The following is a 15,324-nucleotide window of genomic DNA, read 5'->3' on the forward strand; positions in this document are numbered from 1 at the left end:
TTCGACTCCAGGAGTCGGGGATAGCTCCACGGCTATCTTGCACAGAAGCGCGCCAAGCTCAAGCGCCCGCCACGCGAACCCCGCTCGCGCTTTCCCCGTGCGTCCCAATTGACAAGCGCCCGCTTTTGCCAGAAGGTTGTGCGAGCCGTTCAAACGGTTGTATGAATTTTCGCCCCGGCCCGGCCGGTGCCCTCCACAGAACAATATCGGGGCTGGCGATTCTCGGCTTCCACCCAAGCCGCCGCCCGCTTCGCGACCAGGACTCAAGGGAGACCCGCTGATGATTTTCGAAGGCAAAGCCCTTTCGGTGCGCGACGTGGAGGACGGCATCGCCGAACTTCGCTTCGACCTCCAAGGCGAATCGGTCAACAAGTTCAGCGCCATCACCCTGCGCGATTTTCGCCAGGCCGTGGATGCCCTGAAAGCCCACGCCGGCCTGCGCGGCGTCATCGTCACCAGCGGCAAGGACGTCTTCATCGTCGGCGCCGACATCACCGAATTCGTCGAGATGTTCGGTCGGCCGACCGAAGAGCTGCAGGCCGGCATCGCCGAGATCAACCGCATCTTCAACGATTTCGAAGACCTGCCGGTGCCCACCGTGGCCGCCGTGGGCGGCATCGCCCTGGGTGGCGGTTGCGAGATGACCCTGGCCGCCGACTACCGGGTGCTGAGTACCGCAGCGCGCATCGGCCTGCCGGAAGTCAAGCTGGGCATCTATCCGGGCTGGGGTGGTACCGTCCGCCTGCCGCGCCTGATCGGCAGCGACAACGCCATCGAGTGGATCGCGTCCGGCAAGGAAAACGACGCCGCCACCGCTCTCAAGGTCGGCGTGGCCGATGCCGTGGTCGCCCCCGAGCACCTGTTCGACGCCGCCCTGGACCTGGTCCGCCGCGCCGCCGCCGGCGAGCTGGACTACCGCGCCAAGCGCAAGCCCAAGCTGGAAAAGCTGCAGCTCAATGCCATCGAAGCCATGATGGCCTTCGAATCGGCCAAGGGCTTCGTCGCCAGCCAAGCCGGTCCGCACTATCCAGCACCGCTGGAAGCCATCAAGGCCATCCAGAAGTCCGCCAACTACGGCCGCGACAAGGCACTGGAAGTCGAAGGCGCCGGTTTCGCCAAGATGGCCCAGACCTCGGTCTCCGCCAGCCTGGTCGGCCTGTTCCTCAATGACCAGGCGCTCAAGCGCAAGGCCAAGGTGTTGGAGAAGCAGGCCGCGCCGGTCAAGCTGACCAGCGTGCTGGGCGCCGGCATCATGGGTGGCGGCATCGCCTACCAGTCCGCGCTCAAGGGCACTCCGATCCTGATGAAGGACATTCGCGACGAAGCCCTGGAGCTGGGCCTGAGCGAAGCCAGCAAGCTGCTCAACAAGCGCGTCGAGAAGGGCCGCCTGGAGCCGGCGAAGATGGCCGAGGCGCTCAATCGCATCCGCCCGACGCTGTCCTATGGCGACTTCAAGAACGTCGACCTGGTGGTCGAAGCCGTGGTCGAGAATCCCAAGGTCAAGCAGGCCGTGCTGGCCGAGGTGGAAGGCCAGGTGCGCGAGGACGCCATCCTCACCTCCAACACCTCCACCATTTCCATCAGCCTGCTGGCCCAGGCGCTCAAGCGTCCGGAAAACTTCTGCGGCATGCACTTCTTCAACCCGGTGCACATGATGCCCCTGGTCGAGGTGATCCGCGGCGAGAAGACCAGCGAGAAGGCCATCGCCACCACCGTGGCCTATGCCCGCCAGATGGGCAAGAACCCCATCGTGGTCAACGACTGCCCCGGCTTCCTGGTCAACCGCATCCTCTTCCCGTACTTCGGCGGCTTCGCCGCGCTGCTGGCCCAGGGGGCCGATTTTCAGCGCGTCGACCGGCTGATGGAGAAGTTCGGCTGGCCCATGGGCCCGGCCTACCTGATGGACGTGGTCGGCATGGACACCGCCCACCACGCCCGCGACGTCATGGCCGAGGGCTTCCCCGAGCGCATGAAGGAAAGCCGCAAGACCGCGGTGGACGCCCTCTACGAAGCCCAGCGCTTCGGCCAGAAGAACGGCAAGGGCTTCTATGTCTACGAGACCGACAAGAAGGGCAAGCCGAAGAAGGTCGCCGACCCGGCCGTGGCCGAGGTGCTGGCACCGGTCACCTACGAGCAGCGTGAATTCACCGACGAGGAGATCGTCGAGCGGATGATGGTGCCGCTGTGCCTGGAAGCCGTGCGCTGCCTGGAGGACGGCATCGTCGAGAGCGCCGCCGAGGCCGACATGGGCCTGATCTACGGCATCGGCTTCCCGCCCTTCCGCGGTGGTGCGCTGCGCTACATCGACAGCCTGGGCGTGGCCGAATTCGTCGCCATGGCCGACAAGTACGCCGACCTCGGGCCGCTGTACCACCCGACCCCCAAACTCCGCGAAATGGCCGCCGCTGGCCAACGCTTCTTCGGTTGAGCCTGGAGTAAAGAAATGAGTCTGAATCCGAGAGACGTCGTCATCGTCGACTTCGCCCGCACGCCCATGGGTCGCTCCAAGGGCGGCATGCACCGTAACACCCGCGCCGAGACCCTGTCCGCGCGGCTGATCGACGCGGTCCTCGACCGCAATCCCCAGGTCAATCCGGCCGAGGTGGAAGACGTGATCTGGGGCTGCGTCAACCAGACCCTGGAGCAGGGCTGGAACATCGCCCGCATGGCGTCGCTGCTGACCCGCATCCCGCACACCAGCGGCGCCCAGACGGTGAGCCGCCTGTGCGGTTCCTCCATGAGCGCCCTGCACACCGCCGCCCAGGCGATCCAGACCGGCAACGGCGACGTCTTCGTCGTCGGCGGGGTGGAGCACATGGGTCACGTCGGCATGATGCACGGCGTCGACCCGAATCCCCAGCTGTCGCTGCATGCCGCCAAGGCGTCCGGCATGATGGGCCTGACCGCCGAGATGCTGGGCAAGATGCACGGCATCACTCGCGAGGCCCAGGACCAGTTCGGCTATCGCTCGCACCAGCTGGCCTGGAAGGCCACCCAGGAAGGCAAGTTCAAGGACGAGATCATTCCCCTGGAAGGTCACGACGAGAACGGTTTCCTCAAGGTCTTCAGCCATGACGAGACCATCCGTCCGGAAACCACCCTCGAAGGCCTGGCGGCGCTGAAGCCGGCCTTCAACCCCAAGGGCGGTACCGTGACCGCCGGTACCTCTTCGCAGATCACCGACGGCGCCTCCTGCATGCTGGTCATGTCGGCCCAGCGCGCCCAGGACCTCGGCCTGCAGCCGCTGGCCAGGATCCGCGCCATGGCCGTGGCCGGTGTCGATCCGGCGATCATGGGCTACGGTCCGGTCCCGGCGTCGCAGAAGGCGCTCAAGCGCGCCGGTCTGACCATCGCCGACATCGATTTCATCGAACTCAACGAAGCCTTCGCGGCCCAGGCCCTGCCGGTGCTCAAGGACCTCAAGGTGCTCGACAAGATGGAGGAAAAGGTCAATCTGCACGGTGGTGCCATCGCCCTGGGTCACCCCTTCGGTTGCTCTGGCGCCAGAATTTCAGGCACGCTGTTAAATGTCATGAAACAGAATGACGGCACCTTCGGCCTGGCCACCATGTGCGTGGGTCTCGGCCAGGGCATCACCACGGTGTTCGAACGCCTGCGCTGATCCGCCGCAGCGTGCGTCATCCGACCGGGGCGCCCCCAGGGCTGCCCCGGTTTTCTTTTTTCGAGGTGGAACATGGCATTGCAGACGGGACTCTACCGGCACTACAAGGGTCAGCAGTATCGGGTACTGGGCGTGGCCCGGCATTCGGAGACCGAGGAAGAGCTGGTCATCTATCAGGCGCTGTACGGCGAATACGGACTCTGGGCCCGGCCTCTGAGCATGTTTCGCGAGAGCGTCCAGGTCGATGGCGAGCAGGTGCCGCGCTTCGCGCTGATCAGCGTCGAAGCCGATCCCTTGGGTCTGGATGCCACGCCGCAGCCTTGACCTTGCCGACATCGCCACTATATATAGCGGTGCCGCGTTGGCCGACCGCCCCCGGCGCACCAGACTGAAGACGTTCTGGTCCTCCATTCGCCGTTCCGGCGCTCGCCTTTCGCTCGCTCATCGCTTTCAAGCAGGAATCTGACTCTCCCATGGGTAAATCGCTGGTCATCGTGGAATCCCCGGCCAAGGCCAAGACCATCAACAAGTACCTGGGCAACCAGTACGTGGTGAAGTCGAGCATCGGCCACATCCGCGACCTTCCCACCAGCGGCGCCGGCACCGCCAAGGAGCCCGCCGCCAAGACGCGCAAGACCGCCGCCGAGGCGCCCGCGCTGTCACCCAAGGAAAAGGCCCGGCGCCAGCTGTTCGCCCGCATGGGCGTCGACCCCGAGCACGGCTGGAAGGCCCACTACGAGATCCTGCCCGGCAAGGAAAAGGTGATCGAGGAGCTGCGCCGCCTGGCCAAGGACGCCGACACCGTCTATCTCGCAACCGACTTGGACCGCGAAGGGGAGGCCATCGCCTGGCACCTGCGGGAAGCCATCGGTGGCGACGACTCGCGCTATAAGCGCGTGGTCTTCAACGAGATCACCAAGAAGGCCATTCAGGAAGCCTTCTCCCAGCCCGGCGAGCTGGACATCAATCGCGTCAACGCCCAGCAGGCGCGGCGCTTCCTCGACCGCGTGGTCGGCTACATGGTCTCGCCGCTGCTGTGGTCGAAGATCGCCCGTGGCCTGTCCGCCGGTCGGGTGCAGTCCGTCGCGGTCAAGCTGGTGGTGGAGCGCGAGCGCGAGATCCGCGCCTTCGTCCCCGAGGAATACTGGGAGATCCATGCCGACCTGGCCACGCCGAAAAAGGCCCAGGTGCGCTTCGAAGTGGTGCGCGAGAAGGGCGAAGCCTTCAAGCCGCTGAACGAAGCCCAGGCCAAGGCCGCCCTGGCCAAGCTGGAAAAGGCCGCCTATCGCATCGCCAAGCGCGAAGACAAGCCGACCAGTAGCCGGCCCTCGGCACCCTTCATCACCTCCACCCTGCAGCAGGCGGCGAGCAATCGCCTGGGCTTCGGGGTGAAGAAGACCATGATGATGGCCCAGCGTCTCTATGAGGCCGGCTACATCACCTACATGCGTACCGACTCGACCAACCTGTCGGGCGATGCCATCGCCATGGCCCGCGGCTATATCGAGAGCGAATTCGGCAAGCAGTACCTGCCGGAAAAGGCCAATGTCTACGGCAGCCGCGAAGGCGCCCAGGAGGCGCACGAGGCCATCCGCCCGTCCGACGTCAACGTCAAGCCCAACAGCCTGTCGGGCATGGAACGTGACGCCGAGCGCCTGTACGAACTGATCTGGCGCCAGTTCCTGGCCTGCCAGATGCCGCCGGCCGAGTACCTGTCCACCACGGTGACCGCCGCGGCGGGTGACTTCGAGCTGCGTGCCCGCGGCCGCATCCTCAAGTTCGACGGCTACACCCGCGTCCTGCCGCAGCAGAGCAAGCCGGGCGACGACGACGTCCTGCCCGAGATGAAGCAGGGCGAGGACCTCGGCCTGGTCAAGCTCGACCCGAGCCAGCATTTCACCAAGCCGCCGGCTCGCTTCTCGGAAGCCAGCCTGGTCAAGGAACTGGAGAAGCGCGGCATCGGCCGACCCTCCACCTACGCGGCCATCATTTCCACCATCCAGGATCGTGGCTACGTGACGGTGCACAACCGCCGCTTCTATGCCGAGAAGATGGGCGACATCGTCACCGATCGCCTCAACGAAAGCTTTGCCAACCTGATGGACTTCAGCTTCACAGCCAACATGGAAGGCAACCTGGACAACGTTGCCCAGGGCGAGCGGGACTGGAAGAACCTGCTCGACGAATTCTATGGCGACTTCAAGCAGAAGCTGGAGACCGCCGAGGCCGGCGAGAAGGGCATGAGGGCCAACCAGCCCACCCTGACCGACATTCCCTGCCAGGTCTGCGGCCGGCCGATGATGATCCGCACCGCGTCCACCGGGGTGTTCCTAGGCTGCTCGGGCTATGCCCTGCCGCCCAAGGAACGCTGCAAGGCCACCATCAACCTGGTGCCGGGCGACGAGATTGCCGAAGACGACGAGGGCGAATCCGAGTCCCTGGTCCTGCGCGGCAAGCACCGTTGCCCGATCTGCAGTACGGCGATGGATGCCTACCTGATCGACGAGCACCGCAAGCTGCACGTCTGCGGCAACAACCCGGACTGCCCGGGCTACGAGATCGAAGAGGGCAGCTATCGCATCAAGGGCTATGAAGGCCCTTCGCTGGAATGCGACAAGTGCGGCAGCGAGATGCAGCTCAAGACCGGGCGCTTCGGCAAGTTCTTCGGCTGCACCAATCCGGCCTGCAAGAACACCCGCAAGCTGCTCAAGAACGGCGAGCCGGCCCCGCCGAAGATGGACGCCGTGCCCATGCCGGAGCTGCGCTGCGAAAAGGTCGACGACACCTATGTGCTGCGCGATGGCGCCTCGGGGCTGTTCCTGGCTGCCAGTGGCTTCCCGAAGAATCGCGAGACCCGCGCGCCGTTGGTCAGCGAATTGCTGCCCCATCGCGACGAGATTGATCCCAAGTACCATTATCTGCTCAGTGCCCCGGTGAAGGACTCTGAAGGCCGTCCGGCGGTGATCCGCTTCAGCCGCAAGACCAAGGAGCAGTACGTGCAGACCGAGGTCGAGGGCAAGCCCACCGGCTGGAAGGCCTTCTACGACGGCAAGAAGTGGCAGGTGGAAGAAAAGCGCTAGCGTCTCTAGCGCCAACTGCAGACAGGAGGCCGGCGTGAGCCGGCTCCAGGAGAAGGGCATGGCCAACGAGCGTTATACCCGCACCAACCAGAAGCTGTACTTCGCCGGTCTGGCCCTGGAAAGCTGGCGCCTGGCCCAGGCTGCGCCCGCCGCGCAAAGCCAGGGCCGGATCATGGCCGAGCGGGAAGCCTGCCTGTTTCACCTGCACGGCGCCTTGCTGGGACTCTGTCAGGAAGTGGCGGGCTTTTACCGCCACCCCACCATGGAGGCCACCTCGCTGGCCGTTCTGCTCGCTCCCGAGGCGCTCAATGAAGCGCCCAGCCCGGAAATGGGCGAGCTGATCGAGTTGGCCGGTAACCCCGAGACCTGGCTGGCGCGACTGATCGCCGAGTACCAGCGGCTGCTGCAGCCGCCCCAGGCACCCCGGCGACCCAAGCAGGATCCGACGCTGCCGTTGATCGAGGCGGTCAGCCTGGAGCCGGCCGAGCCGGAGCTGGGTCTCGAAGAGGTGGAAGCCTGGCGTGAAAGCCTCAAGCAGACGGCGCTCAGATTCCGCGGCGCCATGACCGAGTGGTAGGGTAGTTCTCGCTACAATGCCGTAGAGGCCGTCAGGACGATGGCCTTGCAGACCGTCGAAAAAGGCTCAGGCAAGTCAGCCTCTCAGACCCCACGCTGTTACACTGTCCGCTTAGCTGTGGAGATACTGAATGACTACTGCCTACCTGGAAATCGTTGAACTCTCCGATGGTCGCATCGTGTTGCGCCGTGCGGACGACGAGGAAGCCCTCGTTACCCTGGAGTTTTCCAGCGATGCCAAGGATTTCCTGCATGGACAGCAGATAGAGGTGGCCAAGGCCATGTTCAACCTGGGTGTGCAGATGGCCGGGCGCCTGGCCGAAGGCGATAGCCTCCAGCGCGACGATCAACCGCGCGTCCTGCACTGATTCTTTTCCAGATCCGGCATTCCGTCCTGGAATGCCGCCGCTACATCCCGTCCCGCCGCCTGCTTCCTACGCGAATCTGACGTTCAGACTCTGGCTGTTGCCCTGGGCCGCGGCACGTGCCAGCTGCTGCTTGCCCGCATCGCTCAGGTCGTGCAACCAGCTGATCACAGTATGGCTCTGCCCCTTGCGCAGCACCTCGCAGCCCAGTTGCAGCGTCTTGGCAGCGCTCGGCGTCTGCAGCAGAAGCACACGCTCCGGATTCAGATGGGTGCTGCGCAACCAGGCGTTGCTGAGCAGCGACGGCGGCGTGACCAGGGTCAGCCAGCGGGCATCGTCCTTGTCGCTCAGCTGGCGCAGGATGGGCGCCAGCAACTGCAGGCACTGTTCCTGGCTGCCGTGCAGGGACATCTCGCTGAAGGTGTCCGGCAGTGGAGCGGCGGGCAGTTCCCGGGCCGGCTTGCCGGGCTTGGGCAGAAAGGCGGTCAGCTCCTGCAGCAGGAACTCCGGTGCCAGATCCAGCTCTTGAACCGACGAGCGCGGCGCATCGAACATCAGGGGAAATTGCATGGCGACCTCCTGGAGGCGACTCGATCAAATCCACTCGAGATCATGTACCACGGATACATGACGTCACTGTGCTCAGCCTGGTCTTGAGCGCTTTCCGGAGCGCGAACAGATACCCCCGATCAAGACTTCGGCGTAAGGCATAAAGGCGTGATAACGGCTGGCCCGAAGGCCAGCCTTAGACGTTAGCGGCGGATGACGCCAACGCTTAACCCTTCGATGGCGAATTCCTGAGTGGAAAGATCGACTTCGATAGGGGAGAACTCGGGATTTTCCGCCAGCAGGGTGACCTGGTTGCCCGAGCGCTTGAATCTCTTCACGGTGACTTCGTCGCCCACCCGGGCCACGACGATCTGGCCGTTGTGCACCTCGCGGGTCACATGGACGGCCAGCAGGTCGCCATCGAGGATGCCGACGTCTCTCATGCTCATGCCCTTGACCTTGAGCAGGTAGTCGGCACGCGGCTGGAAGAAGGCCGGGTTGATGGCGCAGTTTTCCTCGACGTTCTGCTCGGCCAGGATGGGAGCGCCCGCAGCGACCCGACCGATGACCGGCAGGCTCTCGTCGGCCTTGCGCGAAGTATCCAGACCCGGGATGCGGATGCCCCGGGAGGCGCCCGGCGTCATCTCGATGGCACCCTTGCGGGCCAGCGCCTTGAGGTGCTCCTCGGCCGCATTCGGCGATTTGAAACCAAGCTCCTGCGCGATCTCCGCGCGGGTAGGCGGAAAGCCATTGGCTTCGAGGCAACGCTTGATGAAGGCCAGGATCTCGGCTTGTCGCGGTGTCAGTTTCAGCATGATGCACGTCGCGTCGTCTAATGATGCTGTGATTATATACAGTAACTCCGGGTTGTAGGCAAGGCCGCCGACCTCGACTTCGGACGACAGGCCGCGATCGTGACCAAAAGCCCGCAGAGGGTGGAACGACGCGGCTTCCAGGCCATTGGCTGGCCGCTCGCCGGCCGAACCGCGATTGACTTCGATAGCGTTTGAAACATATGTTTCAAACGGAATTCATCTACCGGGGAAGGTCATGGCGCAGTCGGATACCGTGGAGCGCATTCTGGATGCGGCCGAGCAACTGTTCGCCGAGCGCGGCTTTGCCGAGACCTCGCTGCGACTCATCACCACCAGAGCCGGGGTCAACCTGGCGGCGGTCAACTATCACTTCGGGTCCAAGAAGGCCCTGATCCAGGCGGTGTTCTCGCGCTTTCTCGATCCCTTCTGCTTCAACCTGGAGCGGGATCTGGATCAGTGGCAGCCCAGGAATGGCGAGGAGGTGAGCCTGGAGGCGCTGCTGAATCTGCTGGTGGATCACTCCCTGGCCATCAAGCCGCGGCATGGCAATGACCTCTCGGTGTTCATGCGGCTGCTGGGACTGGCGTTCAGCCAGAGCCAGGGCCACCTGCGCAAATACCTGGAGCAGACCTATGGCCGTGCCTTCCGCCGCTTCCTGCTGCTGGTGAACCGGGCAGTTCCCGAGATTCCGCCCCTGGAGCTGTTCTGGCGCGCCCACTTCATGCTCGGCGCAGCGGTGTTCAGCATGTCCGGCATCAAGGCGCTGCGGGCAATCGGCGAGAACGACTTCGGCGTCGATACCCACACCGACCAGGTGCTGCGGCTGATGGTGCCCTTTCTCGCCACCGGCATGCGGGCGCCCACGGCGATGCACGCACCGGAACTGGCCCAGGCCCAGTATCGGCCGCGGCGGCCGGTCGCCGTGGAGACGGCCGAGACCTACTAGGCTGCGGCATCAAGGGTGGCTGGGGTAAGCTTGCGTCCCTTTCACGGCGCCGTGCGCCGGAGCATTCGGACGAGGTACCCATGCAAGGCTCCCTGATGGTCGATATCGCTGGCACCTGGCTCACCGCCGAGGATCGCCAGCTGCTGCGTCAGCCGGAGGTGGGCGGACTGATCCTGTTCGCCCGCAACATCGAAACCCCGGGCCAGGTTCGCGAGCTATGCCGTGCCATCCGCGCCCTGCGGCCGGAACTGCTGCTGGCCGTGGACCAGGAAGGCGGTCGCGTGCAGCGCCTGCGTCGTGACGTGGTCCGCCTGCCGGCCATGGGGCAACTGGGCGGTCGCGCGGACAGCGCGGAACTGGCCCGCCTCTGCGGCTGGCTGATGGCGACCGAGATCCTGGCGGTGGGCCTGGACTTCAGCTTCGCACCGGTGCTGGACGTCGACCATGGGCGCAGTCAGGTCATAGGCGCACGTTCCTTCGGCAAAGCCGAGCAGGTGATCGAACTGGGTGGTGCCTTCATCGCCGGCATGGGCGACGCCGGTATGGCCGCGACCGGGAAGCATTTCCCCGGCCATGGCTGGGCCGAAGCCGATTCCCACTATGCCATTCCCACCGACGAGCGCGATCTGGACATTCTGCTGCACACCGACCTGCGCCCCTTCCAGGCCCTGTTGCCGACCCTGGGCGCGGTGATGCCCGCTCATGTCATCTATCCCGCGGTGGATCCCCAGCCGGCCGGCTTTTCCCGGCGCTGGCTGCAGGACATCCTGCGCGGCGAACTGGATTACCAGGGCGTGATCTTCAGCGACGACCTGTCGATGGCGGGCGCCCACGTGGCGGGCGATGCCGGCCAGCGCGTCGAGGCCGCGCTCAGCGCCGGCTGCGACATGGGGCTGGTGTGCAATGACCGCGCAGCGGCCGAGCTGGCCCTGACGCGGGTGCAGCAGCTGGGCGTCTCGCCCGCGCCGCGGCTGGCCAGCATGAGGGCCCGCCGCCACGTCGATCTCGATTACCGGCAGCAACCGCAGTGGAGTCTTGCCCTGCGGCGGTTGCGCCAGGCTGACCTCATCTAAAGGACATTCCCATGACTACCTACGCCATCATCGGCGGTACCGGCCTCACCGCGCTCGCGGGTCTGGAGCTGGACCAGGCCCAGACCTTCGAGACGCCCTGGGGCGCGCCCTCGGCGCCCGTGCAGCGCGGCCACTATGCCGGGCGCCCGGTGCTGTTCCTGGCGCGCCATGGCCATCCCCATCGCATTCCGCCGCATCAGGTCAACTACCGCGCCAATCTCTGGGCGCTCAAGGAGGCCGGTGCCGAGGCCATCGTCGCGGTGAACGCCGTGGGCGGTATCCATGCCGCCATGGGCAGCGGCCATCTGTGCGTGCCCCATCAACTGGTGGACTACACCTGGGGGCGCGGCCATACCTTCTTCGAAGGGGCCGACCTTGCGCACGTCACCCACATCGACTTCAGCTTTCCCTACGATGAGCCCCTGCGGCAGCGTCTGCTCGGGGCACTGCGCAGGCTGCAGCTGCCGCACAGCGACCATGGCATCTATGCCGCGACTCAGGGGCCGCGCCTGGAGACGGCGGGGGAGATCGTCCGGCTGGAGCGCGACGGCTGCGACATCGTCGGCATGACCGGGATGCCGGAGGCGGCCCTGGCCCGCGAATTGGGCCTGCCCTACGCCTGCCTGGCGCTGGTGGTGAATCCGGCGGCCGGCAAGGTGCAGCGGGAAATCACCATGGCCGAGATCGAAGCCGTCCTGGCCAGCGGCATCGACGAGGTGCGGCAGGTGCTGGCCGAGGTGCTGGCGGGCTGATAGCGCTCAAGCCGCTCCCGGGATCGACCGGGAGCGGCTCTTCGATCAGCTGGCGGCGGGCGTCAGGCGGTCGAACAGGGCTTCCAGGACGTTGAAGCGCTCTTCCGCCCGCTCCATGGGTACCTGGAACTTGAACAGGGTCGCGCCTTCCAGCCGGTACTTCTTCGGCTGCGCCTGGATCATCTTCACCAGCACCAGCGGATCCACCTGGGTGTCGGCGGCGAATTCCAGCCGTCCGCCCTGGGGCCCGGCATCCACCTTGACGATGCCCAGGCCTTCCGCACGCAGCTTGAGCAGCGTCAGGCGCACCAGGTTCTTGGTCGGTTCCGGCAGGAGCCCGAAGCGGTCGATCATCTCCACCTGCAATTCCTTGAGGGCGTCTTCGTCCGCCGCCGAGGCGATGCGCTTGTAGAGGATCAGCCGCGCATGGACGTCGGGCAGGTAGTCTTCCGGGATCAGCGCGGGCACGCGCATGTTGATGTCCGGACCGCCGCCCAGGGGTTGTTCCAGGTTGGGTTGCTCGCCCTTGCGGATGGCCTTGACCGCGCGCTCGAGCATTTCCATGTAGAGGGTGAAGCCGACCGCCTGGATCTGGCCGCTCTGGCCTTCGCCGAGCAGTTCGCCGGCGCCGCGGATCTCCAGGTCGTGGGTCGCCAGGATGAAGCCGGCCCCCAGGTCCTGGGCACCGGCGATGGCTTCCAGGCGCTTCTCGGCGTCCGGGGTCATGCCCTTGCGCGGCGGGGTGAGCAGATAGGCATAGGCCTGGTGGTGACTACGGCCGACCCGGCCGCGCAGCTGGTGCAGCTGGGCCAGGCCGAACTTGTCGGCGCGCTCGATGATGATGGTGTTGGCATTGGGCACGTCGATGCCGGTCTCGATGATGGTCGAGGCCACCAGCACGTTGAATCTCTTGTGGTAGAAGTCGCTCATCACCTGTTCGAGATCGCGTTCGCGCATCTGTCCGTGGCCGATGCCGACGCGGGCCTCCGGCACCAGTTCGGCCAGTTCGCGGGCCCGCTTCTCGATGGTCTTGACCTCGTTGTGCAGGAAGTACACCTGGCCGCCGCGCAGCAGTTCGCGCAGCAGGGCTTCCTTGATCACCGCGTTCTGCTCCTCCATGACGAAGGTGCGCACCGAGAGACGCCGAGCCGGCGGGGTGGCGATGATGGACAGGTCGCGCATGCCGGCCACGGCCATGTTCAGGGTGCGTGGGATCGGCGTGGCGGTGAGGGTGAGGATGTCCACCTCGCTGCGCAGCGACTTGAGCTGTTCCTTCTGGCGCACCCCGAAGCGGTGCTCTTCGTCGATGATGGCCAGGCCCAGGTCCTTGAACTTCACGTCGCCCTGCAACAGCTTGTGGGTGCCGATGATGATGTCGATCTTGCCTTCGGCCAGCTCGCGCGCGGCGGCGGCGACTTCCTGGGCCGACTTGAAACGGCTCATCACCTCGACGCGTACCGGCCAGTCGGCGAAGCGATCGCGGAAGCTGTTGTAGTGCTGCTGGGCGAGGAGGGTGGTGGGGACCAGCACCGCCACCTGGCGGCCACCGTGCACGGCGATGAAGGCCGCGCGCATGGCCACCTCGGTCTTGCCGAAGCCCACGTCGCCGCAGACCAGGCGATCCATGGGCGTGCCCGCCAGCATGTCCCGGTGCACCGCCTCGATGGCGGCCTGCTGGTCCGGCGTCTCCTCGAAGGGGAAGCCGGCGGAGAAGGTGGCGTAGTCCGCCGCCGGGTCCTTGAAGGCATAGCCCTTGCGCGCGGCGCGCCGGGCATAGACGTCGAGCAGTTCGGCAGCCACGTCGCGCACCTGTTCGGCGGCCTTGCGCTTGGCCTTCTGCCAGGTCTCGGACCCCAGCTTGTGCAGCGGCGCCAGGGCGTCGTCGGTGCCCGAGTAGCGGGCGATCAGGTGCAGGTTGGCCACCGGCACATAGAGCTTGGCGTCGTCGGCGTATTCGAGCAGCAGGAATTCCTGGGGCTGGTCGTCCAGCTCCAGGGTGATCAGGCCCATGTAGCGGCCGACGCCATGGTCGATGTGCACCACCGGCGCGCCTTCGCGCAGCTCGGTAAGGTTCTTGATGACATTCTCGCCGGCGTCACGGCCCTTCTCGCGCCGGCGGCGCTGCATGATGCGCTGGCCGAACAGCGGATTCTCCGGAATCAGGGCGACCCCGGCGTCATCCAGCACCAGGCCTTCGTCCAGCGGCGCCAGGGCGATGGCGATGCGCTCGGCGCTGGCCTGGAAGGCCGCCCAGCCGTCGACCTGGCCAGGGCGCAGGTTCAGTCGGGCGAGCAGCTCCAGCAGCACCTCGCGGCGACCGGCGCTTTCCGCGGTGAACAGCACGCGACCGGGGAAATCGGTGATGAAGTGCTCCAGGGCCGCCAGCGGCTGGCTGGCCTTGGCGTCGATGGCCAGGTCCGGCAGGGCGCGTGCGGCGAAGCGCTCGCGGCCCACGCCGGCTTCCAGGTCGTCCGCGCCGATGACCACCCGTGGCCAGGCCTTCAGCCGGGCGAAGCAGTCTTCCACCGGCAGGAAGACATCGGCCGGCGGCAGCAGCGGCCGCTCCGGATCGACCCGGCGGTCTTCGTAGCGATTACGGACATCGGTCCAGAATTGCTCGGCGGCCTGTTCGATACCCGGCAGGGAAAACACCTGGGTGTTGGCCGGCAGATAGTCGAAGAGGGTCGAGGTCTCGTCGAAGAACAGCGGCAGGTAGTACTCGATGCCTGCCGGGGTAATGCCGCTGGCCAGATCCTGATAGATGGGGCAGCGGCGATAGTCCACGTCGAATCTTTCGCGGAACCGCGCACGAAAGCCGGTCACCGCCTCCTTATGCAGCGGGAATTCCCGCGCCGGCAGGAGACGGATGCTGTCGACCTTGTCGATGGATCTCTGCGTTTCCGGATCGAAGGTACGCAGCGTCTCGATCTCGTCGTCGAACAGGTCGATCCGGTAAGGCAGGTTGCTGCCCATGGGAAAGAGATCGATCAGGGCGCCGCGCACGGCGAATTCGCCGTGTTCGTACACCGTATCCACATATCTATAGCCGGCCGCTTCCAGGCGCGCGCGGGTGGCTTCCACGTCCAGCCGCTGGCCGACGTCCAGCACCAGGCTGCTGCCGAGCAGGAAGCGCGTGGGCGCCAGGCGGTGTAGGGCAGTCGCCAGAGGGACTACCAAAATGCCGTGGGACAGCTCCGGCAGCCGATAAAGGGTAGCGACACGCTGGGAGATGATGTCCTGGTGGGGCGAGAAGACATCGTAGGGTAGCGTCTCCCAATCGGGAAAATTCAGTACCGGAAGTTCAGGGGCGAAGAAGCGCAGTTCCTGCTCCAGGCGATCAGCGGTCTGGCTGTCCTGGGTGATCAGCAGGATGAAGCGGCGGGTCGCGGCCTTGGCGGCTTCAGCGATGGCGAGGGCTAGCGCGGCGCCGGGCAGATTGCCCCACTGCTGGCGGCCGGCGGTTTCAGGAATTGACGGGGTACGCAAAACTGACACGCGGGCGGAACTCCGGTGGATTTCGGGAGGGTTGGGATTGTAACGACCGGG

The 15,324-nt window shown here is 65.7% G+C and carries 12 protein-coding genes; 9 read left to right on the top strand and 3 right to left on the bottom strand.

What is annotated here, in order from left to right:
• The first annotated feature begins 280 nt into the window (after positions 1 to 280).
• The 6 genes from fadB to QKY98_RS15630 all read left to right on the top strand — a co-directional run bounded on the left by fadB (position 281) and on the right by QKY98_RS15630 (position 7,646).
• Positions 281 to 2,428 (top strand): fatty acid oxidation complex subunit alpha FadB, encoded by a 2,148-nt coding sequence (gene fadB, locus QKY98_RS15605; protein ID WP_284671208.1) that lies wholly within the window; start codon positions 281 to 283, stop codon positions 2,426 to 2,428.
• Positions 2,429 to 2,443: 15 nt separating this feature from the next.
• The gene (fadA, locus tag QKY98_RS15610) at positions 2,444 to 3,622 is read left to right on the top strand and encodes an acetyl-CoA C-acyltransferase FadA (protein WP_007162383.1); all 1,179 of its coding nucleotides are present in this window, start codon (positions 2,444 to 2,446) and stop codon (positions 3,620 to 3,622) included.
• A gap of 72 nt (positions 3,623 to 3,694) precedes the next feature.
• The gene (locus QKY98_RS15615) at positions 3,695 to 3,946 is read left to right on the top strand and encodes a DUF1653 domain-containing protein (RefSeq protein ID WP_027598370.1); all 252 of its coding nucleotides are present in this window, start codon (positions 3,695 to 3,697) and stop codon (positions 3,944 to 3,946) included.
• Positions 3,947 to 4,095: 149 nt separating this feature from the next.
• Complete coding sequence (topA, locus tag QKY98_RS15620; protein ID WP_027598369.1) at positions 4,096 to 6,702, top strand: type I DNA topoisomerase; 2,607 nt, start codon at positions 4,096 to 4,098, stop codon at positions 6,700 to 6,702.
• A gap of 58 nt (positions 6,703 to 6,760) precedes the next feature.
• Positions 6,761 to 7,279 (top strand): DUF6586 family protein, encoded by a 519-nt coding sequence (locus tag QKY98_RS15625; RefSeq protein ID WP_007162386.1) that lies wholly within the window; start codon positions 6,761 to 6,763, stop codon positions 7,277 to 7,279.
• Between the two features lie 130 nt (positions 7,280 to 7,409).
• Positions 7,410 to 7,646 (top strand): hypothetical protein, encoded by a 237-nt coding sequence (locus QKY98_RS15630; RefSeq protein ID WP_007162387.1) that lies wholly within the window; start codon positions 7,410 to 7,412, stop codon positions 7,644 to 7,646.
• Between the two features lie 66 nt (positions 7,647 to 7,712).
• On the opposite strand, the gene sulA is transcribed toward QKY98_RS15630, so the two are convergent.
• Entirely contained in the window at positions 7,713 to 8,213 is a 501-nt protein-coding gene (gene sulA, locus QKY98_RS15635; protein WP_284671209.1) for an SOS-induced cell division inhibitor SulA, read from the bottom strand.
• 182 nt (positions 8,214 to 8,395) lie between these two features.
• Complete coding sequence (lexA, locus tag QKY98_RS15640; protein WP_007162389.1) at positions 8,396 to 9,007, bottom strand: transcriptional repressor LexA; 612 nt, start codon at positions 9,005 to 9,007, stop codon at positions 8,396 to 8,398.
• Between the two features lie 235 nt (positions 9,008 to 9,242).
• On the opposite strand from lexA, the gene QKY98_RS15645 reads away from it, so the two are divergent.
• From QKY98_RS15645 to QKY98_RS15655, 3 genes are all read left to right on the top strand, one after another.
• Positions 9,243 to 9,953 (top strand): TetR/AcrR family transcriptional regulator, encoded by a 711-nt coding sequence (locus QKY98_RS15645; protein ID WP_007162390.1) that lies wholly within the window; start codon positions 9,243 to 9,245, stop codon positions 9,951 to 9,953.
• A gap of 80 nt (positions 9,954 to 10,033) precedes the next feature.
• Positions 10,034 to 11,026 (top strand): beta-N-acetylhexosaminidase, encoded by a 993-nt coding sequence (gene nagZ / locus QKY98_RS15650; protein ID WP_284671210.1) that lies wholly within the window; start codon positions 10,034 to 10,036, stop codon positions 11,024 to 11,026.
• Positions 11,027 to 11,037: 11 nt separating this feature from the next.
• The gene (locus QKY98_RS15655; protein ID WP_284671211.1) at positions 11,038 to 11,778 is read left to right on the top strand and encodes an S-methyl-5'-thioinosine phosphorylase; all 741 of its coding nucleotides are present in this window, start codon (positions 11,038 to 11,040) and stop codon (positions 11,776 to 11,778) included.
• A 45-nt stretch (positions 11,779 to 11,823) separates the two neighbouring features.
• Here QKY98_RS15655 and mfd read toward each other — a convergent pair whose 3' ends face one another.
• Positions 11,824 to 15,273, bottom strand: coding sequence for a transcription-repair coupling factor (gene mfd / locus QKY98_RS15660; RefSeq protein ID WP_284671212.1), 3,450 nt, complete (start codon positions 15,271 to 15,273; stop codon positions 11,824 to 11,826).
• Between the last annotated feature and the right edge of the window lie 51 nt (positions 15,274 to 15,324).

It is taken from the genome of Pseudomonas sp. HR1 (assembly GCF_030175875.1).
Classification (GTDB): domain Bacteria; phylum Pseudomonadota; class Gammaproteobacteria; order Pseudomonadales; family Pseudomonadaceae; genus Chryseomonas; species Chryseomonas oryzihabitans.

Excerpts from the sequence above, each read along its gene's own strand:
- QKY98_RS15630 (WP_007162387.1), top strand. The coding sequence starts at position 7,410 with ATGACTACTGCCTACCTGGAAATCGTTGAACTCTCCGATGGTCGCATC.
- nagZ (WP_284671210.1), top strand. The coding sequence starts at position 10,034 with ATGCAAGGCTCCCTGATGGTCGATATCGCTGGCACCTGGCTCACCGCC.
- fadB (WP_284671208.1), top strand. The coding sequence starts at position 281 with ATGATTTTCGAAGGCAAAGCCCTTTCGGTGCGCGACGTGGAGGACGGC.
- QKY98_RS15625 (WP_007162386.1), top strand. The coding sequence starts at position 6,761 with ATGGCCAACGAGCGTTATACCCGCACCAACCAGAAGCTGTACTTCGCC.
- QKY98_RS15615 (WP_027598370.1), top strand. The coding sequence starts at position 3,695 with ATGGCATTGCAGACGGGACTCTACCGGCACTACAAGGGTCAGCAGTAT.
- fadA (WP_007162383.1), top strand. The coding sequence starts at position 2,444 with ATGAGTCTGAATCCGAGAGACGTCGTCATCGTCGACTTCGCCCGCACG.
- topA (WP_027598369.1), top strand. The coding sequence starts at position 4,096 with ATGGGTAAATCGCTGGTCATCGTGGAATCCCCGGCCAAGGCCAAGACC.
- QKY98_RS15645 (WP_007162390.1), top strand. The coding sequence starts at position 9,243 with ATGGCGCAGTCGGATACCGTGGAGCGCATTCTGGATGCGGCCGAGCAA.
- lexA (WP_007162389.1), bottom strand. The coding sequence starts at position 9,007 with ATGCTGAAACTGACACCGCGACAAGCCGAGATCCTGGCCTTCATCAAG.
- QKY98_RS15655 (WP_284671211.1), top strand. The coding sequence starts at position 11,038 with ATGACTACCTACGCCATCATCGGCGGTACCGGCCTCACCGCGCTCGCG.
- sulA (WP_284671209.1), bottom strand. The coding sequence starts at position 8,213 with ATGCAATTTCCCCTGATGTTCGATGCGCCGCGCTCGTCGGTTCAAGAG.